The organism is Allorhizobium sp. Av2 (assembly GCF_021462805.2).
In the GTDB taxonomy this organism is placed as follows: Bacteria; Pseudomonadota; Alphaproteobacteria; order Rhizobiales; family Rhizobiaceae; genus Allorhizobium; species Allorhizobium vitis_G.
In genome coordinates, this window is the sequence record NZ_CP192700.1 from 213,199 (window position 1) to 235,196 (window position 21,998).

The window sequence follows — 21,998 nt, forward strand, 5'->3', positions numbered from 1 at the left end:
GCAAAAATACAGAAAATGTAAAGGTGGACGGAAAATCATAGTATCCGGATATTAGAATACAGTATTGCAATTTTATCAGGGCTGGGTTCCGCTTCTATTCGAGAATTTCTGCTGTGAAGGTGATAACGGCTTTTGTCTCGAAGGTGCTTTCTAGGACGGCCTGGCCAACTTTGGCGAGGTCTTCGGCGTATTGCGGCAGGATCTCACCGAGCACCGGCGTTGCGATGTCTTCGGTTACTTCGCCGTATTGCACGATGACCTTGTTGCCGGTGCCCTGCGAATAGCGGATACGGCCGACCGGAGCGTCACACTGACGTTCCTTCACATGAACCGGCGAAGTGCTGACCACGGGAGCCCAGGCGTACATGGATTCACCGCTGACAACAGCGTGGTCCTGAACGACGGTGAACGGCAAAGCCTCGATGAGGTCATTGCAGAGTTCCGGGTTTTCCTTGGTAGCAAGATAGGCAATGACGCTTATGCCGAGTGGCTGCCATGTGAGGCGTACCTTCTGGCCTTCGTTGATCTTCACGCGCCGCGAGAGATCGGCCAGTGCCGCGATAGAACCTTCGGGGGTCTCGTAGGTGAGATGCTTGCCGATGCTCCAGGGGAAATAGTGGAAGGACCAGGCAGCCAGTCGGTTGAGATATCCGAGGAACGCCTTGACCGCCTCAACCGCTTCCCCGCGGCTGGAAGCTGTCGGCAGGTGCTTCGTGATCGCTTCGGCGAACGCGCCCATTTCCTGTAGGCCGCTATAACGCAGGTAGTTGCTGTATGCGTAATCAAAGCGATGAACCAGTGCGCAGCACTGCTCGAGGGTGAAGCGCTCGTCCTGGAACGTGAGCAGGAGGGGGTACCATGTGTACATCGACTGGTCGCGAAGCATGCCGTTCACGAAGTCCAGGTTGGTGAAGTACTGGTTGTTTGTGCCGACCGCGAAGGTCCCGGTGCGGATATCGTGAAGTTCCTTCGGCTCGGTGCTCTCGATAGCCGTCGTTTTCCCCTTTATGGCGGTTAAAACCGCAGAGAGATTCGCATATGGTACATTGGCCATAAAGTTGACGGAAAAATGGAGCCGGCCAAATTTCAATTTGGGAAGAGGTGATTGGGGACTTGTTGCTTCGTTCAATAATTGCGAGCTCAAGGAAAAGCGGAGGTTGCTCCTTTAGTAGAGATCGATGTGGTGTGGACGTTGGATGGGACCGGCGTGAAAAAATTATTTATTTGAGGAGATGGAAAGTTTCTATATTCGTCAAATATAGCGGTGAAAGGAAATGACTCAGTTATTAGTCCACGAAAAATCCACAAGTACGGCGTTGACAGGATATATTATAGAGTCAACTTCAAAAGTTCAAAAGTTCAAAAGTTCAAAAGTTCAAAAGTTCAAAAGTTCAAAAGTTCAAAAGTTCAAAAGTTCAAAAGTTCAAAAGTTCAAAAGTTCAAAAGTTCAAAAGTTCAAAAGTTCAAAAGTTCAAAAGTTCAAAAGTTCAAATAAGATGGACGATGGCGTTGGTAAATTACGATTAGACGTGAGCTATTTGATCACGGAGGTGGAGTGCGCGATATTCTTCAGGGTCGTAGAAACGAAGTCATCCGATCTTCAAATCCGAATTGTTGTTGCGTTATCGCTCAGAATAAGACGCTTCAGGCTCCTGTATCCAGGAAAGCCGGGCGAGGAGATCGCTCCCCATGCTGCCCTGTTCGTTCCAGAGCGGACGATGGTCGGGAATTGCTTGCCTTATGCCACATTGAAGAGCAGCTTTCCGTTGTCTTCGCGGCAAGGCAAGCTGCGATGACCGCCTTGATGCCGACCGGCCCGTAGTTGGCAGTGAGAGGCCCGCTTTCCGGATGTTTAGAAGACAAGCGATCCGCTTGGAGAGCCCGACCGATTTGCCCGCTTTTTTACGTGTTATCATGCTGCGTTATCTTCAACCCATTGCCTGATGGCGCATGAGGGGACGCCTGTTTCATCATTGATCGGCTTTGTGGAGCTCTTTTCGTGAGAGCGCCGTGAGTGATCCCGGTAGGGACGACGATGGTTGCGCCATCGCCCCTACCGGGACCCCGTCGTGAGTCATTCGTAACAGGGATGAAGTCGACAACGAAAATAACCGCGAACCGATTATGCGGCCGCACTTTAATTTCGCTGCCTGTCAATATGACGAGATCGAAAGGTTGCATTTCGGCCTTTGGTTGAAGGACAACCCACGATGAGTTGCCAATGATCAAAGTGGCGCCTACGCATGCCGGGATCGAAACAGTATTGTCGATGACGCGGCGTTGCACTCGGTGCGTAAAGCGCCCTCTTCTGCTCATTACATTCAGGTCAGTGATCGGCCCATTCAAAAGGCGAGCATCAATTGGTTGATCCGCAGGAAAAGAAAACGGTTCACTGCCGCGTTGTAGTGTTCTAGTTGATCCCGTTTTGGATGCAAACTCGATACCGTCACCATCAAGCACGCTGAGTGTCCGCTCGATCTCCGGAAAAATAGAGAAGGGGCCATCAGACGCCACTTTAGCGATGCTGACACGCCAATCGAAATCGTTTACTGAGGCTTCTGAAGGATGGACGGCAACCTCCAGCGTCTCACCGCCGCCATTCTTCCATGGCATGGAACAAAAGTCGCTCTTTCGGACAATTTGCATGCTGCATCTCCTGGCTTCGCGGAGGGCCGGGGTTGGCGACCTCCCCGCTGGCGGCCTTCAATTTCCAAGAATCCCAGGCAACCGCAACCCCTTCTCCTTGGCGCAATCGATGGCGATGTCGTAGCCCGCATCGGCGTGGCGCATAACGCCTGTCGCCGGGTCGTTCCACAGCACGCGCTCGATGCGGCGTGCCGCGTCGTCGGTGCCGTCGGCGCAAATAACCATGCCGGAGTGCTGCGAGAAGCCCATGCCGACACCGCCGCCGTGATGCAGCGACACCCAGGTGGCGCCGGACGCGGTGTTGAGCAGCGCGTTCAAGAGCGGCCAGTCGGAAACGGCGTCCGATCCGTCCTTCATCGCTTCCGTCTCGCGGTTCGGCGAGGCGACGGAGCCGGAATCGAGGTGGTCGCGGCCGATGACGACGGGAGCCTTCAGCTCGCCGTTCTTGACCATTTCGTTGAAGGCAAGGCCGAGACGTTCGCGGTCGCCAAGGCCGACCCAGCAAATGCGCGCCGGCAGGCCCTGGAAGGCGATGCGCTCGCGCGCCATGTCCAGCCAGTTGTGCAGATGGGTGTTGCCGGGGGTGAGTTCCTTCACCTTGGCGTCGGTCTTGTAGATATCCTCCGGATCGCCCGACAGTGCCGCCCAGCGGAAGGGGCCGATGCCGCGGCAGAACAGCGGTAGGATATAGGCCGGCACGAAGCCGGGGAAGGCGAAGGCATTTTCCAGGCCCTCGTCCTTGGCAACCTGGCGGATATTGTTGCCATAGTCGAGCGTCGGCACGCCGGCGTCCCAGAAGGCGACCATGGCTTCGACATGCACCTTCATCGAGGCGCGAGCTGCGGCTTCCACAGCCTTCGGATCGCTCTCGCGCTTCGCCTTGGCTTCGGCGACTGTCCAGCCGAGCGGCAGATAGCCGTTGAGCGGATCATGCGCGGAGGTCTGGTCGGTGACGATGTCGGGGCGTGGGCCGCCCGGCCTTCATGCGCTTGACCAGTTCCGGGAAGATTTCGGCGGCATTGCCGAGCAGGCCCACCGACTTCGCTTCTCCGGCCTTGGTCCAGCGGTCGATCATCGCGAGCGCTTCGTCGAGCGTCGTCGCCTTCTCGTCGACATAGCGGGTGCGCAGGCGGAAATCGATGCGGGTCTCGTCGCTTTCGACGGCAAGGCAGCAGGCGCCGGCCATGACGGCCGCCAGCGGCTGCGCGCCGCCCATGCCGCCGAGCCCGCCGGTCAGGATCCACTTGCCCTTGAGGCTGCCGTTATAATGCTGACGGCCAGCTTCTACGAAGGTTTCATAAGTGCCCTGCACAATGCCCTGCGTGCCGATATAGATCCACGAACCGGCGGTCATCTGGCCGTACATGGCGAGACCCTTCTTATCCAGCTCGTTGAAGTGATCCCAGGTCGCCCAATGCGGCACGAGGTTGGAATTGGCGATGAGCACGCGCGGCGCATCCTTGTGGGTGCGGAACACGCCGACCGGCTTGCCGGACTGCACCAGCAGCGTCTCTTCCTCGGTGAGCGTCTTCAACGTCGCGGCGATACGGTCGAAATCCTCCCAGGTGCGGGCGGCGCGGCCGATGCCGCCATAGACGACCAGTTCGTTTGGGTTTTCCGCGACATCCGGATCAAGATTGTTCATCAGCATCCTGAGCGGCGCTTCGGTCATCCAGCTCTTGGCGTTGAGCTCCGGGCCGCGCGGCGCGCGGATTTCGCGGATGTTATGGCGTGGGTTGGTCATCTAGTTTTTAGCTCCTCGCTTCGTTCTTGAGATCAGCTGCAACGCGCTCCAGGCGCGTCAGTATTTCATTCAGATGGACACGAAGGCGTTCTGCCTTCGCCGGGTCGTAGGCGAAGGGCGCCGCTTCGGTCTGGAGATGCGTCGACTGGGCAAGCTCCATCTGGATCGCATGCACGCCCGTCTCCGGCCTGCCATAGTGGCGCGTCGTCCACCCGCCCTTGAAGCGGCCGTTGAGGTTGCCACTAAAGCCTTTGGCCGACGCAACGACGTCCACTGTGGCCTCTTCGATCCGCGGATCGCAGGTCACACCTCCGTCAGTACCGATGTTGAAATCCGGAAGCCTGCCTTCGAACAGAAAGGGGATATGTGATCGGATTGAGTGGCAGTCATAGATGATGGCGATACCATGGATCGCCTTGATCCGTTTTATCTCCGCCAGCAGAGCGGCGTGATAAGGTTCGTGGAAGCTGGCGACACGTGCGGCCACATCCTCGGCGCTAGGCTCGGCGCCGATAGTCCAGATAGGATTGCCGTCGAAATCTGTCGTCGGAACGAGTCCGGTCGTATTCTGGCCTGGGTATAAGGACGTCCCAGCCGGATCGCGATTGGCGTCGATGACGTAGCGATGGAAGGTTGCTCGAACGACAGTAGCGTTTTCCAGCAAGCCATCGTACAGATTATGTATATGCCAATCGGTGTCAGCAAGCCGTCGACCATTGTCGTTCAGTTTGTGCCATATATCACCTGGAACATCAGTTCCGGTATGCGGCATACCAAGAATGATGGGGGAAGTACCTTGTTGGACTTCAAAAACGCTCATCGATTGCTCTCTATTGCAAAAGACGACTCGTGGGGTGCTGATCGCGACGCACGAGTAGTCATGGTTTTTGATTTCAGGGCCGCAATCTGCGGCCTTTGAATATTCGGGCATGCAGCGGATTGAACCCGATGCGATAAACGAGTTCGGCCGGTCGCCCGATATTCCACACAGCGAAATCGGCGGATTTACCAACTTCAAGCGTGCCTGTGGTCGTGACCAAGCCGAGTGCACGCGCAGCTTCCCGGGTCGCCCCAGCAACGCATTCGTCGACACTCAATCCGAAAAGCGTGGCCGACATGTTCATGGCCAGCAGCATGGACGTCAGAGGCGAGGTTCCTGGATTGCAATCTGTCGCGATGGCGATGCTGGCACCTGCGTCCCTCAGCGCCTGAACCGGTGGTAGCCGCTTTTCCCGCAGGGTGTAGAAAGCTCCGGGCAGGAGGACGGCAACGGTCCCAGACGCAGCCAAAGCCCTGGCGCCATGTTCATCGAGATATTCTAGATGGTCTGCCGAAAGCGCCCCGCGAGAAGCCGCGAGTTTTGCTCCACCGAGATTGCTCAACTGCTCGGCATGCAATTTGATAGGCAATCCATGCCTTTTGGCAGCGTCGAAAACCCGAGACATTTCGTCAGGAGAAAAGGCAATACCCTCACAGAAACCGTCGACAGCATCAATCAGCCCTTCTCGTCTGGCTGCCTCGAGGCCAGGAATAACAACATCTTCGATGTACCCACCGTTGTTACCACGATAAGCTTCCGGCGTCGCGTGCGCTGCCAGATAGCTCGTTACGATCCGCACAGGGCGTAACGCCGCGAGCCGCCTCGCAGCTCGAAGCATCTTCAATTCCGTTGCGACATTAAGGCCGTAGCCCGACTTGATCTCCACGGTGCCGACTCCTTCGGAGAGGAGAGCGTCCAATCGGGGAAGTGCCTGAAGAACCAATTCGTCCTCCGAAAGCGCGTTAGTCGCCTTGACAGAGGAGACAATGCCGCCGCCGGCTCTCGCAATCTCTTCATAGGTTGCGCCCGAAAGCCTCATCTCGAATTCCAACGCCCTGTCGCCGCCGAAAACCAGATGTGTATGGCAGTCGATCAGGGCGGGCGTTACCCACCGACCTCCCAAATCAACCTCGATCGCTCCCTTTGTCAGGGAGGAGGGGAGATCATTGTCTGTGCCGACATAAGAAATCTGCTCGCCTTTGACGATGACTACGCCACCGTCGATGACGCCAAGGCCATCCGTTCCCTCCGCGACGGTTGCCAGTCGCGCATTCCTCCAGATGACGATCTCCTCATCGGATGTGGGTTTTGCCTCAGACATCGCGATCCCCCCATCAATTGGATTTGTCTTTCCTTATCTGTATTTTGTATATACCAATGGCGTAAATTGCAAGAACCAAGTTGATCGTTTTGGCGATCGCATCAAGCTCGGAGAAGAGGTTATGGGAGAGTTGGATCGCACCACACTATTTGCGAAGAGCGCCCTTTTGCCCACCGGTTGGCATAAGAACGTTCTGCTGCGGATCGAGGGCGGCTTTATCGCGTCCGTCGAAACAGGTACGGCGGCAACGCCGGCCGACGAGCGCCACAACCTCATCTTGCCCGCGATGGGCAATCTTCATAGCCATGCCTTTCAGCGCGCCATGGCAGGCTTGGCCGAAACACGCGGACCAACCGATGACAGCTTTTGGAGCTGGCGAAATGTGATGTACCGGTTCGCTTTGACAATGAGCCCCGATGATGTCGAGGCCGTCGCTTCGCAGCTATACATGGAGATGCTTGAAGCTGGCTACAGCCGTGTCGGTGAGTTTCACTACCTGCATCACAGCCCAGATGGCAGCCACTACTCAAATATTGCCGAGATGGCGGAACGCATTATCGCGGCGGCCAGCGCCACAGGAATAAGTCTGACATTACTGCCGGTCTTTTACGCTCATTCGGGGTTTGGTGGCCTTGCTCCGGTCGAGGGGCAACGGCGGTTCATCAACTCGCTCGACAGTTACGACCAACTGATGAGCGAGTGCCAATCGCTAGTCGGGAAAATTGCTGGCGCCGAACTCGGCGTGGCGCCCCACAGCCTGAGAGCCGTCACGCCGCAAGAGTTGCTTCAGATCACTGAAAGGTGGGCCAGAGGGCCGATCCACATTCACATTGCCGAGCAAATGAAGGAGGTCACAGATTGTCTCGCCTGGTCCTCCGCCCGCCCGGTCGAATGGTTGCTGGACAATGCGCCGGTCGACCAGCGCTGGTGCCTCATTCATGCGACCCATATGACCGAAACCGAAACGCGTAGAGTTGCGCGTAGTGGTGCAGTTGCGGGTCTTTGCCCGATAACCGAGGCCAATCTCGGGGATGGCATATTTCCCGGCCATGCATTCGTTGAGGAGGGAGGCAGGATCGGCATCGGATCGGACTCGAACATCCTGATCTCCCTCGCTGGTGAATTGCGGCAACTCGAATACTCGCAGAGGCTGGGACGTCAGATGAGAAACGTACTGGCGGCGCCGAATGAATCCACGGGCCGTCATCTTCTTGAGTCAGCGGGCCGCGGTGGCACTGTGGCTTTGGGATCGGAGATTGGCATCGAGGCCGGCAACTCAGCCGATTTGCTGTCGCTCAATGTCGATGCCGTTTCCTACCTTGAGAGAGATGAAATTCTGGACCACTGGATATTTGCCGACGGGGTGACGATCGACAGCGTCTGGGTTCGCGGCCGCAGACAAGTCGTTGCGGGACGCCATGTCGCTCGCGACGAAATCAATCGTCGCTTTCTCGCCACGATGCATAAGTTGCTTCGTCGATAGCGGGCTGCAAGTGCGAGCGCGGGAAACACTTCCCGTAACGCTGCGAGGATATTTGGCCCGGCGTCCAGAACATAACTCCTTGGCAGCATCAACTGCAAAAGGGGCGTCGAGCGCCCCTTTTGTCTTTTATGTTGATCCGGTCGATCTAGTTGCGCCGGCCGGTAAAGACATTCAGGCCTACAAGGCGGTCGATGATCAGAACGACAATTGCCGAGCCAATGACCGACCAGGTGGAGACGGCAGCAATCAGCGGTCTATATTGGTACAAGAGATATTCGTAGATCTTGATGGGCAACGGCTGCAATTCGCGCGGCGTGAGAAACACGGAGATCGAAAAGTCGTTCCATGACGTTATGAACGCAAACAGGAAGCCGGCAATGACTCCGGGTTTGATCAAGGGCAGTGTCACCGAAACGAAAGTCCGCCATGGATTTGCCCCGATGCTGCTGGCTGCATCCTCCAGCGCAGGATCAAGATGCTCGGTAACCGCCGTGATGGTACGAACCGGATACGGCATGGTGATTATCACGTGGCCAATCATGAGGATGAACAGATTGGTCACACCGAACACGTAGATCATCACGGAATAAAGGGACAAGGCGAAGATCACCGAGGGCACCAGCAACGGTCCCATGAACGACAAGGTCAGGATTTTCGCCACCGTCGGCGGGGCTTTTCGCAATTGCAACGCAACGGGAAGGGCAAAGAGCGTCGAGACAGAAGCTGCCACCGATGCGACGACAAAACTGATGAGCGCACCATTAACGAAGCTGCCGTCGGTCAGCGCCGCAGTCATCCAGTGCAAGGTCAACTGTCGCGGTGGGAAAAACATCGCTTCCGCGTTCAAGGCTGCGCCCGCGACCACGATAAGCGGGGCGATAACAAAGACAAATGCACAAAATGCGGCAATTCCCAGTGCCGAAGGAAGCGGTAACCGCACTTTCCTGCCTGGAGCTATTAAGGTGGTGCTCATGCCGCTCTCCTCGCCGTTCGGAATGTTCGATTGATGGCGAACAAATAGATTGCGGTAATCAGGATGCTCAGGATTGTCAGGCTAATCCCGATCGCGGCGGCGAAGGGAAAATTGCCTTGCACGGTTGCCTGTTCGTACGCCATCATCCCCATCATTCTCACTCGACCACCCCCCATCAGGGACGGGATGGCGAATGCTGCAGCGTTTAGCGTGAAAGCAATCAGGGTGCCCGCGACCACTCCCGGCAGCGAGAGCGGAAATGTCACGGCCCAAAAAGTCCTGTACTTGTTCGCACCGACGCTCTCTGCCGCCTCTTTGAGCGCCGGGTCGATCGCGGCGATTACGCCGATAAGGGGCAAAACAACGTAAGGCACGGCAATCTGGATCAAGCCGATCAAGACGCCAAGCTCGGTATACATAATGCGGACCTTTGGCATGCCGATAAAGGTCAGGGCGCTGTCGACAAGTCCGCCGCTCATCAGAAGCACATTCAAGCCGAAAATCCGAATGACAATGTTTACCGAGAGCGAGACGACCACCATGCTGGTGAGAAAACCTCTCCGATGCGGGGGAAGTTCAGCGATATAGTAGGCAAGCACATAGCCGATAATTAAAGCAAAGACCGTGGAGACAACCGACAGCCTTACGGTCGTCCAAAGCGCTGTTTCCAGATAGAAGGGATCTGTCCAGAACCGCGCATAATGCTCGAGTGTGCCGGTAAACACAGGCGCACTGCCAACCTCATGCGTGGACATGCTTGTTCCGACAAGCCAGCCCATGGGGACAAAAAAGAACAGGATGACGAAGATGAAAGGCACGAATAGCGGTGCACGCGCGGCCCAGGCAACTACCCGGCCCCGCAGGCCGCCCTGATCGTCAGTCTGCGGCAATGACGGCATTGGTGACATTGATCCTGACCTTATCTCCGGGGTTCAAAATATCGGCGTTCGATCGCTCCTGAAGGAAGATCGGCGCCTCGGGGTCGTGCGTGAGATGGATACCGTAACGGATCGCCGATCCCTCATAGACCACGTCACTCACGGTGCCTTCGAGCTGGTTTGCAGTCAGATCGGTTCCCTGCCGCTCAAGCACAAGCCACTCGGGTCGAACGATGACGGTAACCTTCTCGCCTGTCGGCTTTGCCGCGGGCGCATGCGCGGTCACGATCGCACCATTGCCAAGCTTGATCTCGGCTTTGCTCTCCTGAGTATTCTGCACCAGTTCGCCATGCATGAAATTGGCGCTACCAAGGAAGCCCGCGACGAAACGGTTCGCTGGTCGTTCGTATACGGTCCGTGGGTCTGCTATCTGCTGAATTTTGCCGGATTGCATGACGACGACCTGATCGGACATCGAGAGCGCTTCTTCCTGGTCGTGGGTGACGAATAGCATCGTCACGCCAAGAGACCGTTGCAGCCGCTTCAGTTCAATGCGGAGTTCTTCACGCAGCCGCCTATCCAGATTGGATAGCGGCTCATCGAGAATGATGACCTCCGGATCAATGGCAAGGGCGCGCGCCATTGCGACGCGCTGCTGTTGGCCTCCGCTCAATTCGCGCGGATAGCGATCCTTCAACCCGGTCAATTGTACCATGCCAAGCGCCCGATCTACACGACGAGCAATTTCTTCTCTGGGTAGTTTGCGGATGCGAAGACCAAACGAGAGTATCTCCGCGACCGTCATATGGGGCCACAGGGCGTAATTCTGGAAAACCACGCCGATGTTGCGTTTGTATGGAGGCAGATGGGTTACTTCTCTGCCTCTGATCGACACGCGACCGCTATCGGGGATGATGAACCCACCGATCATGCGCAGCGTTGTCGTCTTGCCGCAGCCGCTCGGACCAAGAACGGTGATGAACTCACCGTTCTTGACCTGGAGAGAAACGTCATCGAGAACGATGACGTCGCCGTAAGCCTTGCGGCAATGCGAAAGCTCAATGTCAAAATTTTCAGCCATTAGCGTTGAATTTCCCGTTCCCAGCGCTGCTGCCATTGATCATAGACCGACACAATGTACTTCCAGTCGGCACTTTGAAGGTCATTGACGTTGTCCGGCGTGATCATGATCTTGGCCTGAACATCCTGCGGCAACTTGGTTTCTTTGTTCGTCGGGAAGTAGCCAAGCTTCTGCGCCATGATGACACCGGCTTCAGGGCTCAGCAGTACGTTCACCAGCTTCTGGGCGAGATCCGCGTTCGGGCGTCCAGCAACGACACTGAGTGTCGATGAGAGCGGGAAGAACCCTTCCTTCGGAATGGCACCCTGGATTTTCAGGCCTTCAGTGTCACGCGCCCAGGCAATTCGACCATCGGTCCACATGCTCATGGAAATCTGATCGTTGCGGTACAGTTCGAGATGGTTGGCATGGGAATCGACCCAGACATCGATGTTCTGGGCAATTTTTGCCATTTCAGCGAAGCCGGCGTCCGGACTGCGCTCACTGCCGCCGGCGCGCTTTGCGAAGAGCGTGATCAGATCGATGTTTTCGGGTCGGAAGCCGCGCAGTGCGATCCGGCCCTTATATTCCGGCTTTGCGAGATCGTACCACGATTCCGGGGCCTTAACTTCGGCCGGATTGTAGGCGATGACGTATGCTCCGAAATTCGCGGCAACGACCGCATCGGAGTAGATTGCCTTCGGGTAGATGTTTTTGAGATTGGGAACAAGCTTCGGGTCGAGGGGCGCAAAGGCCTTCTCAGCTTCCATACGGAGGGCGAAGACCGGATCGGAAACGATCACATCGACTTCCTTATTGCGGACGCGCGCGATGTTGCTGGCACCGGAACCCGCAACGATTGTCACCTTCACCCCGTTTTCCTGCTCGAAGGACTTGACGCTCGCAGCCATCGCCTCGTCGTAAGCGCCGCCGAAGCCGCTGAGAATAAGTTCTTTCTGTTGCGCGAGCGCTGCCGAGCTCAATGCGCAGGCTGCAACCAGCAACATGCCACCGGCGATGGCTTTACCAAAATGCCATTTCATATCAGTTCCCCTTTGGTTGAAGTTCGACCCGCACTAAGACGAGACAAACCGCTCCGCGCCGGAATCTTTGCCGCGCGCAGACACTCAGTTGAGTTCGGATTTCATGACTGGCCCCTCCTGGGGCGCGTCAACTCGCAAACGAGCGGCTCGCTCGAGGAGTCTGTTGCCGGCGACGGGCGATAATCAGCGTGGTCGGGCAAGTCCTGCATGAGCCCTGAAGCTCAAAAGTCTTTCGAGACCATTCCGGATCGAGCGGATTGTCAAACTGTGTACACGCCCAGACACCCACGGATCGCCGGCGATTAGTCCGGCGCGCAGCGTCTTGTTCGGAACTTCATTGATCATTTCGAATTCGAACCAGAATGCCATTTCCTGTTCTCCTCTTTCCGCATTCTTTGCTGCGGTTTGGTCTATACATATTAACAGATTGGCATGGCCAATCAAGTCAATTTTTATGCAGGCCTAAACGTAAGGCGGCCCCGCTATCGGGGGCCGCATGGTTGAACGCATTTACGCGAGTTCGACCGTCAACATGATGGGCGTTTTGTCGCCAAAGTTGCTGTCCAGAACCGCCCGGCCAACCTTGGCGAGGTCTTCGGCGTATTGCGGCAGGATCTCACCGAGCACCGGCGTTGCGATGTCTTCGGTTACTTCGCCGTATTGCACGATGACCTTGTTGCCGGTGCCCTGCGAATAGCGGATACGGCCGACCGGAGCGTCACACTGACGTTCCTTCACATGAACCGGCGAAGTGCTGACCACGGGAGCCCAGGCGTACATGGATTCACCGCTGACAACAGCGTGGTCCTGAACGACGGTGAACGGCAAAGCCTCGATGAGGTCATTGCAGAGTTCCGGGTTTTCCTTGGTAGCAAGATAGGCAATGACGCTTATGCCGAGTGGCTGCCATGTGAGGCGTACCTTCTGGCCTTCGTTGATCTTCACGCGCCGCGAGAGATCGGCCAGTGCCGCGATAGAACCTTCGGGGGTCTCGTAGGTGAGATGCTTGCCGATGCTCCAGGGGAAATAGTGGAAGGACCAGGCAGCCAGTCGGTTGAGATATCCGAGGAACGCCTTGACCGCCTCAACCGCTTCCCCGCGGCTGGAAGCTGTCGGCAGGTGCTTCGTGATCGCTTCGGCGAACGCGCCCATTTCCTGCAGGCCGCTATAACGCAGGTAGTTGCTGTATGCGTAATCAAAGCGATGAACCAGTGCGCAGCACTGCTCGAGGGTGAAGCGCTCGTCCTGGAACGTGAGCAGGAGGGGGTACCATGTGTACATCGACTGGTCGCGAAGCATGCCGTTCACGAAGTCCAGGTTGGTGAAGTACTGGTTGTTTGTGCCGACCGCGAAGGTCCCGGTGCGGATATCGTGAAGTTCCTTCGGCTCGGTGCTTTCATAAGCACGGGTCGCCTCCTTCACCGCCTTCACGACGTCACTCAAGCTATTATACGACATTTCGCAGATCCCTATCGTTGATCGTGCGGCTACGAGGCCGCACGGGGATAAGCATATCCAATAATGCCATTTTGTATAGACCATTTATCCATTCTGGTTTGGACGATGATGCTCTTAGCTTCCCGAAATTGGAACGTACGGCGAACATAAGTGCCGTGAAGCCACGCCGGGCACTCTAGGTCGATGTCCTCTGGGTGACTGCTTGGGGAGAAATATTTTCCATAAATGGTCAAAATTGGGGGATAAGTAGACAAATATGGCATTATGTATAGCATAAATCTGCGAGAACGACTATTTTTATCATCATTTCGGCTTGAGATCGGCGAATAAACAAATATGGTCTATACCTATTCAGGTTATGGCTTTCGGTTTGACCTGAAAAAATTCCAAAAGGGGAAGCGAAATGGGAAGATTGGTTGAGATCGCGTGGCCAGAGCTCGACATCGTCGTGGTGGCCGAGCTCGCAGACGAGGAAAATCCCGAACTCTGCGAGGAGTTTTGGCAGGACCTGCCATTCAAGGTCATGCAGGCGCATCCGGTCGTGTCGGGAGAGTCGCTTTATGCGTGGACGCCAACGATCAGCACGGCACCAGTTCGGTTGCGCCGACGCATTGTCGATTGCGCAATCGGTGACCTGAGATACTCCCAAGCCACCGGCAACAAGTTTTCGATCCAGTACGGCAAGGGACTTGAGCCGCTCGCTCAGCCCGTCCTCGGAAAAGTCCTGGAGGAATATCATCATCTGCTGCCAGTCGTCGGCAAGGCGATCTGGAACAACCTGTTTTTCGTAAAGGAAAAGATCTTCGTGGAGGTAAGGCCGCACGACGTGTCACAGGCGTTCAAAGGCGAAGGCAGGTTTGCAAATCTGAAGGGCGCTGCTGCGGTATTTTATGCGGAAGCCAAAAGGATCCAGACGGACGAACCGGAAGACTTGCGTCGCATACGGACGGGTGAGATTGGTGACACTGGAACGTATGGTCAGTATTTCACTGCGTGGGACTTCGCCAACGGCATGCTCCGCGACTACATCATGTACACTGCGTATCCACTTCTGAAGCTGATCGACACACTCTCGCATGAGGATTTTGTGGCGGCGGTCGAGGCGTTTGATCCTGCCTATTCGGAATATCTTGGCTACTCCGGACTGAACACGCTGCTCGACTTCTCCAACAAGCTGCGTGCCGCCATCCGTGAGACTGACGACAAGGAAGAGCTCCGCACGCTGCTGCGAACCTTCATTATGTATGGCAATCGGCTATGCGCCTGGTCATATCATTACTTCCCCTGGTACCTTGGGATGTTTTATGGGCGTGCAGTGAACGGTCAGGAATTTTCCGGTCGATTCAACCAGATTAAGCCAAACTAATCAGTCTCATAGAATATATCCATTCCTCCGGGCGGCCCGTTTCGACGTGGTCGCCCGCTCCATTTTTTGGGATGGAGCTTTACACAGGGGCAGATTTGGTATGGTATATACAAATATGGGGCCACAACGCGAATATGTCTGCCCCTCCCTCATCCTAAAGGTTTGAATATGCCCAACACGCTCGTCCCAGGAAAAGTAACGCTCGAAACATTGGCAGCCGTCTATGAGAACGCATTGATCCCAAAGCTGGATGCGGACTCCCTGAAAAGGGTACAGGCATCCGCCGACAGGGTGGCCGAGATTGCGGGAGGAGATGAGGCGCATTACGGGATCAATACCGGCTTCGGAAAGCTGGCGAGCGTGCGCATTCCCGCCGACGACGTCGAAACCTTGCAACGGAATCTGATCCTTTCTCATTGCTGCGGTGTCGGCGCTCCACTCGCCGACGGCATCGTGCGCCTCATCATGACGTTAAAGCTGATTTCGCTAGGACGGGGCGCTTCGGGCGTCAGGCCGCAAGTCATTCACGTGCTCGCCGCCATGCTCGAGAAGAATGTCCTTCCGATCATTCCCGAAAAGGGATCTGTGGGCGCATCGGGCGACCTCGCGCCACTCGCTCACATGACGGCGGCTGTGATCGGTGAAGGCGACGCCATGTTCGATGGCGAAGTCATGTCGGCAAAGCAGGCGTTGGCCAAAGCCGGTATCACCCCGATTACGCTAAAGGCCAAGGAAGGCCTGGCGATGATCAACGGTACTCAAACCTCAACCGCCCTCGCACTTGTTGGCCTCTTTCGGGCTCACAGGGCACTGGTATCGTCGCTGGTATCCGGTGCGCTCTCAACCGACGCCGCGATGGGATCGACCGCGCCTTTCCACCCGGAGATCCACACTCTTCGCGGCCATCAGGGTCAGATCGACGCTGCACAGGCGCTGCGCTCGCTCATGGATGGCTCCGAAATCCGCGCAAGTCATGAAGAAGGCGATGAGCGGGTTCAGGACCCGTACTGCCTGCGATGCCAGCCACAGGTGGCAGGAGCCTGCCTGGACCTCCTGCGTCAGGCTGCCAACACTTTGATGATCGAGGCGAACGCTGCCACCGACAATCCCCTCGTGCTCTCCGATGGAACGATCGTCTCTGGCGGCAACTTCCACGCCGAGCCCGTAGCCTTTGCCGCGGATCAGATTGCCATCGCCATCTGCGAGATCGGTGCAATCGCACAGCGACGTATCGCCCTGCTGGTGGATCCGGTTCTTAGCTACGGTCTCCCCGCATTTCTGACACCCAGACCAGGTCTGAATTCCGGCTTCATGATCGCCGAGGTGACCTCTGCTGCTCTCATGTCGGAAAACAAGCAGATGTCGCATCCTGCTTCGGTTGACTCCACACCAACTTCCGCAAACCAGGAGGACCACGTGTCCATGGCTTGCCATGGTGCCAGGCGTCTCCTGCAGATGACCGAAAACCTGTTCTCTATCGTGGGGATCGAAGCTATCAGCGCCGCTCAGGGCATTGATCTCAGGGCTCCTCTTTCCTCGAGCCCGGCGCTTGATACGGTCCGCAAGGGAATCCGCGCCGTAATACCCAAGCTCGAAGATGACCGCTACATGGCTGACGATCTCAAGCGCGCAACCGAGCTTGTCGCGAGCGGTCGCTTGATTGCTCCGTTGACGAAGGGCCTCCTGCCGGTTCTCTGATTGGCAGTGATATTGTCCTGGTGGCGGCGACGTTAATCTCGCCGCCATGCATTTTCACATTTCGGTCGAAAACCCTTCTTTCCATGGACCTTAGCAATCGCGATCTGGCCTTCGTTTGGTGTACGATTAATCAACCATATGTTATAGACCATTGATACGGTTTTTGCAGATGGTGAAAGAGGTACGATCGTGAGCAGTTCCAATATTTCAAAGGCAGCGTCGCTTGCCCATGGATGATCTTGCAATAGAAAAGCATGCCGCATCTCGATACTCGGAGATCCAGCGTGACATCGAGAACAAGATTGCCACGGGTGAGTGGGGCCCAGGTGCCCGGATTCCGCCGGAGCGTGAGTTGGTCGACATCTATAACTGCTCTCGGATGACGGTGAACAAGGCTCTGTCGAGCCTGGCTGCTTCGGGAATGATTACCCGGAAGCGCCGATCCGGGTCCTTTGTAGCTCCGCCGCGGATCGAAGAGCCGTTGATGCACATTCAGGACATCCGTGCAGAGGTCATGGCGATTGACCGGACCTACACGTTTGAGATCACGGATCGGAGCATTCGCAAGGCGACCGACCCTCTAGATGCGCGTCATGTCGGCGTTCCTGTCGGGACGCGTCTTTTGACCCTTGAAGTCATGCACTACGCTGACAATCTCCCGTTCACCATGGAAACCCGCCAAATCAACCTCGACGCGGTTCCCCAGGTGGAGAGACTTCAGTTCAAGGACGAACCGCCCGGCAGTTGGCTCCTTCATAACGTTCCGTTCACAGACGGAGAACATTCGATACGAGCGGTGTCGGCTGACGCCATACTTGCTCGCCGGTTGCAAGTGGTTGAGCGAACCGCATGCATATCCATCGCGCGCCGGACCTGGCTGGATGAACAGCTTATTACCTTCGTCCGTCTTATTTATCCTGGCGACCGCCACCGTTTCGTGGTGCGCTTCAAGCCGTCAGCACAACCGGGCGTGTCCTAGGCTGCCTCGTCGGGCGATAAGCCAAACTTTGTAAGTTGGTGGGTTGGCGAAGCTGCCGAACTTTTTCGGTGGCTTCGTCGCGGTTTTCCACTTGAACTGCGTTTCCGGGCGAAGACAAATCGCCGGCCTCTTTAGCCCTTGGGAACAGGCTGCAATGCAGCCCTGATGGTTCGAAGAAACTATTCGCCCATTTCAATGAAACCCCGCTATAAACCATTGGCCATTCCGACATAACATAATCCTCATCAAAGCCGATTGCGACAGATTAGTACGCCCGAGCATTTCGCCCGGGAAGGACGTTTGTTGCCGTTGCAAAGGTCAAGATAGGAAGTGTTTGATGGCTCTCGTCCGCATAGGAGTGGATATCGGCGGAACGTTCACCGACTTTGTCGGTTGGCGTTCTGACAGCTCCCAGGGAATTACTCGTCTGAAGGTTCCCTCTACGCCTCCGCACTTTGCGGAAGGGTTCAAGGACGGGTTTGAGCCGCTTCTCGACCAGCTGCGAATTTCGGATGATGACGAAGTCGTTGTCATGCACGGTACGACGGTTAGCACCAATACGGTGATCGAACGATCCGCAGAACCCATCGCGCTTTTCGTGACGGAGGGTTTCCGCGACATCCTTGAGCTCCAGCGCCTTCGTCTCAAGAATCCCGTAGATTTATTCTCCTCCCGCGCAATTCCGCTTGTAGCTCGGGACCTCGTTTTCGAGATCCCGGAACGTCTCGATGCCGATGGCGAGGTGCTTACACCGATCGACGCCGAAGCAGTTCGCCGGGCAGTGGCTGGCGTTAAGGCCGCCGACGTTAAGGCAATCGCCGTCGTTTTTCTTCACAGCTTTCGAAATCCTAAGCACGAGCGCGAGATCCGTGGCTTGATCAATGAGATCGACCCGGAAATGGACGTCTGTATTTCGAGTGAAATCTGGCCGCGCATCGGGGAATACGAGCGTGCTGTCAATGCAACTTTAAACGCCTATGTCAAACCCCGCGTCCAGGCATATCTGCAGGAGATTGAGCGCTACGTCACTAACAGGCTTTCATCTGTCCGGCTGTTTGTGACGCGCTCCAATGGTGGTGCACTTGGGCTTGCGGACGCGGCGAAGTTTCCGGTTCACACGCTGTTGTCGGGGCCGGCGTCCGGGGTGACCGCCGCACAGACTGTCTCTTCGCTCAGCAAGCATGAATACTTGCTCACCTTTGATATGGGCGGCACGAGCACAGATGTGTCGCTGGTCCGTCAGGGCAACCCGACGGTCACCTCGCAGGGAGCAGTAGGCGACTTTCCGATCACCCTGCCCGTGACCGAGATAGAAGCGATTGGCGCTGGCGGCGGCTCCTTGGTCTATCTCGAGGGACCCGCAATGCGGATAGGCCCTGAAAGCGCTGGTGCCTATCCTGGCCCGGCAGCGTTCGGCAGGGGTGGCGTCCGCCCAACAGTGACCGACGCTTATCTTCTGTGCGGCTACCTCAATGCCGGCAATTTCCTTGGCGGTGCCATGCCGTTGGACGTGAACCGCGCTGCGACCGCATATGACAGTATTGCGGGCCGGCTTGGTGTGTCGACTGCGGAAGCTGCCGATGCCTGCCTTTCGGTGACAACCTCGACAATGGTCAGCAGGATATTGCCCTATCTCGCTGCGCACGGACTCGACCCGCAGAACGTGACGCTTGTGACGTTCGGCGGAAACGGAGCTCTGCATGGACCACTGCTTGCGGACGAGGTTGGAATAAATTCGGTCATCGTGCCTGCCGCGCCTTCGGTTTTCTGCGCCTGTGGCGGCGTGGTCACGACCCTCACCCACGATGTCGTCAACGTCATTCAAGGCACGACGATAACGCATGAATCGCTCTCTGACGCATTCAGGCACCTCGCATCGGAGACGGTCGACTGGCTCAAGCAGCAGGTGGAACTCGATCGCCTGACGTCGATCGATCACGAATTTTGGGCGGAACTACGATATAAAGGGCAGTCATTCCAGGTTCCGGTCGTCGTCCCGACCAAAGCCGATGGCAGCTTCCCGGATCTGGCAACGATTTCCGATCGCTTCCATGACGAGCACAACAGGCTTTATGCCCATTGCGACCGGAATGCTGCCGTCGAATTTGTAGAGTTGCGCGTTCGCATCCGCGGAAGCCTGCCCTCTCCCTCGCAGGTGAATATCGAGGGGAGCTCCAGGAGGGGCGAGGTCTCAGCCATCGCCAGGCGCGACCTCCGTATCGCGGGGCGGCTTTATCCAAATACTCCGATCTATGCCCGCAGTGACCTCGAAAGAGGAAGCAGGGTCGAGGGGCCATGCATCATCGAAGAGGATGACTCAACGATCCTTGTCCCGCCTGCCTACACGGCCGAAGCAATCAGCTCCGGTGCTATTTCTCTGGATCGGAGGGGCTAAAACATGGATCCCGTTCAAACCGCCATCATGGCAAATCGCTTCAACGCAATTGTCGAAGAAGCGTCGTCGACGCTGCAGCGCACGGCGCACACGACCTTCGTGAAGCTCGTCCAGGACTTTCAATGCGCGCTCGCCAATGCGGATGGAGAAGCATTTGCCTACCCGATCAATACTGGCGTCAGTGCGTTCATAGGCCTGTCGGTGAAAGGAGGGCTAGGGGATATCCCGCTCTCTTCGCTCAAGCCAGGTGATTGCATTATCACGAATGACCCGTTCTCCAGCGACGGGATGGTTACTCACATGATGGACGTATCGCTTGTCCGTCCGATCTTCCGGGATGGCCAACTCATCGCATTGGCGTGGGCATTCGTACATGCGTCCGATATTGGCGGCGCAGTGCCAGGTAGCATTGCTCCGACCCTGACCGAGGTCTTTCAGGAAGGGCTGCGACTTCGCCCGGTCCTACTCTATCGGGAAGGTGTCCTCAATGAATCTGTGAAGAACATCCTCCTGGACAATAGTCGCATCTCCAGCGAACTCTGGGGTGATATCCAGGCGATGCTCTCGGCATTGAAAAGCATGGATGTCCGGCTGGGCCAGTTGTGCGATCGCTATTCGACCGACGAGGTCCTGAAGGGAATGGACGCGACCCTCGCGCTGTCGGAGGCGCGTGCACGGGAAGTGATCTCGGCCATCCCGGATGGCACCTACGAGTTCGCTGACTACATCGAAGGAATGCGGCCTGGTGAGTACATCAATATTCACGCGCGCATGACCGTCGACGGAAGCAACCTGATCTTCGATTTTACGGGTACAGATCCACAGGTGCTCGCGGCGTTCAACTACGTGACGGGGACGACAACCCACCCGTATACGTTGCAATCGCTCATCTACTACATTCTGACGAAGGCGCCCGATGCGCCACGAAACCGGGGTCTCCTCCGCCCCGTCAGGATCATAGCGCCTCGCGGCACCATCATTAACGCGAACTTCCCAGCGGCCGGGGGATCGCGTGTTACTGCGTCGACACGCGTATACGACGTTGTCCTCGGTTGCTTGAACGCAGCAATACCCGACGCGCTGGCAGCGGCGGGTCCTGGCATGTCCGGCATTATAGTCGTGACAGGCCGCGACAGGCTGCATGGTGGTAAGCGCGTTAGTGTAATCAATCCGATTTGCGGCGGCGGCGGTGGTCGAATCGGACAGGATGGGATCGATGGCATCGACAACCGTTCCGGTTCGTTGCTGACGGTCCCCGCGGAAACTGTCGAAGTCGAAACGATCATGCGCGTGCGGCGCTATGGTCTGCTCGCAGACAGTCAGGCGCCGGGACGCTGGCGCAGTGGCGCGGCCGTTGTTCTTGATCTCGAGAATACCGATGTCGAAGCGGTCATGACCGTCCGCGGAATGGATCGTCTCAAATTCAGCCCTTGGGGCGTCGAAGGCGGAGCGCCGGGATCGCTCGCCCGGGTCATCATGAACCCAGGCCGCAAGGATGAGCGCGACATCGGCAAGATCGATGTTCTGCATTTCAAACGCGGTGACGTGGTTCGCTTGATCACTCCAGCCGGTGGCGGGTTCGGCCCTGCTGCAGAAAGGGATCCCCACCAGGTCGCCAGCGACGTCAAGCGTGGCCTGGTCTCAGTGGATTGGGCTCGAACCGCCTACGGGGTTGTCGTTCGTGATGATTATACAATCGACGATGCGGAAACCAAAGCCGCCCGATCGCAAATGGCAGCTCGTCAAGGGCGGTTCTCCGTTTGCGAGACCCGGCGAGCATTCGATGCGATCTGGCCAACCGATGTCCGAGCCGCGCTTGCGGTTGGAGCCTTCGCTTATGACGCTTCGGTAAGACCAATCCTCGTGCGAAACACAGTTTCGCGCTTCATGGAGAGCAGCAAAACCGCGACCATTGAAGCAATATCCGACGCTCTGGCCGAGGAAAACAGAAAACTGCAATTGTAGTGGGATGCGGGAGCGGTCGGCAGGCCGGCCGCTTCAACTATAATGGAGAGTCCAATGCCGTAATCCGTTGATACACTTCGCTCTATGTGAACAACACCAAGCCTGACTGTTGTCGAAACTGGGAGTTTTAAACAGTTCGGCTTTGACGCAATGAAAAGAAAGGGGAATA

General features: G+C 56.7%; 16 protein-coding genes and 1 pseudogene. 7 read left to right on the forward strand and 10 right to left on the reverse strand.

From position 1 onward, the window contains the following. Nucleotides 1-94: 94 nt before the first annotated feature. Complete coding sequence (locus tag FS819_RS28315; protein ID WP_234889422.1) at nt 95-1,129, reverse strand: cucumopine synthase-related protein; 1,035 nt, start codon at nt 1,127-1,129, stop codon at nt 95-97. A 145-nt stretch (nt 1,130-1,274) separates the two neighbouring features. On the opposite strand from FS819_RS28315, the gene FS819_RS28320 reads away from it, so the two are divergent. Beyond that, nucleotides 1,275-1,796 (forward strand): hypothetical protein, encoded by a 522-nt coding sequence (locus tag FS819_RS28320; RefSeq protein ID WP_498724795.1) that lies wholly within the window; start codon nt 1,275-1,277, stop codon nt 1,794-1,796. Between the two features lie 106 nt (nt 1,797-1,902). Here the strand turns inward: FS819_RS28320 and FS819_RS28325 are convergent, their stop codons facing one another. From FS819_RS28325 to hutI, 4 genes and pseudogenes are all read right to left on the reverse strand, one after another. Next, nucleotides 1,903-2,646: a HutD/Ves family protein gene (locus FS819_RS28325; protein ID WP_060718519.1), complete on the reverse strand. Its 744-nt coding sequence runs from the start codon at nt 2,644-2,646 to the stop codon at nt 1,903-1,905. A gap of 57 nt (nt 2,647-2,703) precedes the next feature. Beyond that, nucleotides 2,704-4,390 (reverse strand): annotated as a pseudogene (gene hutU, locus FS819_RS28330) (urocanate hydratase). 7 nt (nt 4,391-4,397) lie between these two features. After that, entirely contained in the window at nt 4,398-5,210 is an 813-nt protein-coding gene (gene hutG / locus FS819_RS28335; RefSeq protein ID WP_060718520.1) for an N-formylglutamate deformylase, read from the reverse strand. 73 nt (nt 5,211-5,283) lie between these two features. Beyond that, a complete protein-coding gene (hutI, locus tag FS819_RS28340; protein ID WP_060718521.1) occupies nt 5,284-6,531 on the reverse strand; it encodes an imidazolonepropionase in 1,248 nt (415 codons plus the stop codon). A 121-nt stretch (nt 6,532-6,652) separates the two neighbouring features. Between hutI and FS819_RS28345 the strand changes: the two genes are divergently transcribed. Beyond that, on the forward strand, nt 6,653-8,014 hold the full coding sequence (locus tag FS819_RS28345) for a formimidoylglutamate deiminase (protein ID WP_060718522.1): 1,362 nt from the start codon (nt 6,653-6,655) through the stop codon (nt 8,012-8,014). A 145-nt stretch (nt 8,015-8,159) separates the two neighbouring features. On the opposite strand, the gene FS819_RS28350 is transcribed toward FS819_RS28345, so the two are convergent. The 5 genes from FS819_RS28350 to FS819_RS28370 all read right to left on the reverse strand — a co-directional run bounded on the left by FS819_RS28350 (nt 8,160) and on the right by FS819_RS28370 (nt 13,426). After that, the gene (locus FS819_RS28350) at nt 8,160-8,987 is read right to left on the reverse strand and encodes an ABC transporter permease (protein WP_060718523.1); all 828 of its coding nucleotides are present in this window, start codon (nt 8,985-8,987) and stop codon (nt 8,160-8,162) included. Beyond that, nucleotides 8,984-9,886, reverse strand: coding sequence for an ABC transporter permease (locus tag FS819_RS28355; RefSeq protein WP_060718524.1), 903 nt, complete (start codon nt 9,884-9,886; stop codon nt 8,984-8,986). The genes FS819_RS28350 and FS819_RS28355 overlap by 4 nt, the downstream gene beginning before the upstream one ends. Then, the gene (locus tag FS819_RS28360) at nt 9,864-10,946 is read right to left on the reverse strand and encodes an ABC transporter ATP-binding protein (protein ID WP_060718525.1); all 1,083 of its coding nucleotides are present in this window, start codon (nt 10,944-10,946) and stop codon (nt 9,864-9,866) included. The genes FS819_RS28355 and FS819_RS28360 overlap by 23 nt, the downstream gene beginning before the upstream one ends. Continuing rightward, nucleotides 10,946-11,968, reverse strand: a complete 1,023-nt coding sequence (locus tag FS819_RS28365) for an ABC transporter substrate-binding protein (protein ID WP_060718526.1) — start codon at nt 11,966-11,968, stop codon at nt 10,946-10,948. The genes FS819_RS28360 and FS819_RS28365 overlap by 1 nt, the downstream gene beginning before the upstream one ends. A gap of 510 nt (nt 11,969-12,478) precedes the next feature. Further along, nucleotides 12,479-13,426, reverse strand: a complete 948-nt coding sequence (locus FS819_RS28370; RefSeq protein ID WP_071208191.1) for a cucumopine synthase-related protein — start codon at nt 13,424-13,426, stop codon at nt 12,479-12,481. 403 nt (nt 13,427-13,829) lie between these two features. Between FS819_RS28370 and FS819_RS28375 the strand changes: the two genes are divergently transcribed. The 5 genes from FS819_RS28375 to FS819_RS28395 all read left to right on the forward strand — a co-directional run bounded on the left by FS819_RS28375 (nt 13,830) and on the right by FS819_RS28395 (nt 21,829). Then, nucleotides 13,830-14,792: a cucumopine synthase-related protein gene (locus tag FS819_RS28375; RefSeq protein ID WP_060716467.1), complete on the forward strand. Its 963-nt coding sequence runs from the start codon at nt 13,830-13,832 to the stop codon at nt 14,790-14,792. Between the two features lie 168 nt (nt 14,793-14,960). Beyond that, nucleotides 14,961-16,490, forward strand: coding sequence for a histidine ammonia-lyase (gene hutH / locus FS819_RS28380; protein WP_060716468.1), 1,530 nt, complete (start codon nt 14,961-14,963; stop codon nt 16,488-16,490). 229 nt (nt 16,491-16,719) lie between these two features. Next, the gene (gene hutC / locus FS819_RS28385) at nt 16,720-17,469 is read left to right on the forward strand and encodes a histidine utilization transcriptional repressor HutC (RefSeq protein WP_060716469.1); all 750 of its coding nucleotides are present in this window, start codon (nt 16,720-16,722) and stop codon (nt 17,467-17,469) included. Between the two features lie 337 nt (nt 17,470-17,806). After that, complete coding sequence (locus FS819_RS28390) at nt 17,807-19,864, forward strand: hydantoinase/oxoprolinase family protein (RefSeq protein WP_156551567.1); 2,058 nt, start codon at nt 17,807-17,809, stop codon at nt 19,862-19,864. 3 nt (nt 19,865-19,867) lie between these two features. Beyond that, entirely contained in the window at nt 19,868-21,829 is a 1,962-nt protein-coding gene (locus FS819_RS28395) for a hydantoinase B/oxoprolinase family protein (RefSeq protein WP_060716471.1), read from the forward strand. Nucleotides 21,830-21,998: the final 169 nt, after the last annotated feature.

Bases quoted from the DNA above. Each gene is read 5' to 3' on its own strand.
- FS819_RS28320 (WP_498724795.1), top strand. From the start codon at position 1,275: ATGACTCAGTTATTAGTCCACGAAAAATCCACAAGTACGGCGTTGACA.
- FS819_RS28325 (WP_060718519.1), bottom strand. From the start codon at position 2,646: ATGCAAATTGTCCGAAAGAGCGACTTTTGTTCCATGCCATGGAAGAAT.
- hutG (WP_060718520.1), bottom strand. From the start codon at position 5,210: ATGAGCGTTTTTGAAGTCCAACAAGGTACTTCCCCCATCATTCTTGGT.
- hutI (WP_060718521.1), bottom strand. From the start codon at position 6,531: ATGTCTGAGGCAAAACCCACATCCGATGAGGAGATCGTCATCTGGAGG.
- FS819_RS28345 (WP_060718522.1), top strand. From the start codon at position 6,653: ATGGGAGAGTTGGATCGCACCACACTATTTGCGAAGAGCGCCCTTTTG.
- FS819_RS28350 (WP_060718523.1), bottom strand. From the start codon at position 8,987: ATGAGCACCACCTTAATAGCTCCAGGCAGGAAAGTGCGGTTACCGCTT.
- FS819_RS28355 (WP_060718524.1), bottom strand. From the start codon at position 9,886: ATGCCGTCATTGCCGCAGACTGACGATCAGGGCGGCCTGCGGGGCCGG.
- FS819_RS28360 (WP_060718525.1), bottom strand. From the start codon at position 10,946: ATGGCTGAAAATTTTGACATTGAGCTTTCGCATTGCCGCAAGGCTTAC.
- FS819_RS28365 (WP_060718526.1), bottom strand. From the start codon at position 11,968: ATGAAATGGCATTTTGGTAAAGCCATCGCCGGTGGCATGTTGCTGGTT.
- FS819_RS28370 (WP_071208191.1), bottom strand. From the start codon at position 13,426: ATGTCGTATAATAGCTTGAGTGACGTCGTGAAGGCGGTGAAGGAGGCG.
- FS819_RS28375 (WP_060716467.1), top strand. From the start codon at position 13,830: ATGGGAAGATTGGTTGAGATCGCGTGGCCAGAGCTCGACATCGTCGTG.
- hutH (WP_060716468.1), top strand. From the start codon at position 14,961: ATGCCCAACACGCTCGTCCCAGGAAAAGTAACGCTCGAAACATTGGCA.
- hutC (WP_060716469.1), top strand. From the start codon at position 16,720: ATGGATGATCTTGCAATAGAAAAGCATGCCGCATCTCGATACTCGGAG.
- FS819_RS28390 (WP_156551567.1), top strand. From the start codon at position 17,807: ATGGCTCTCGTCCGCATAGGAGTGGATATCGGCGGAACGTTCACCGAC.
- FS819_RS28395 (WP_060716471.1), top strand. From the start codon at position 19,868: ATGGATCCCGTTCAAACCGCCATCATGGCAAATCGCTTCAACGCAATT.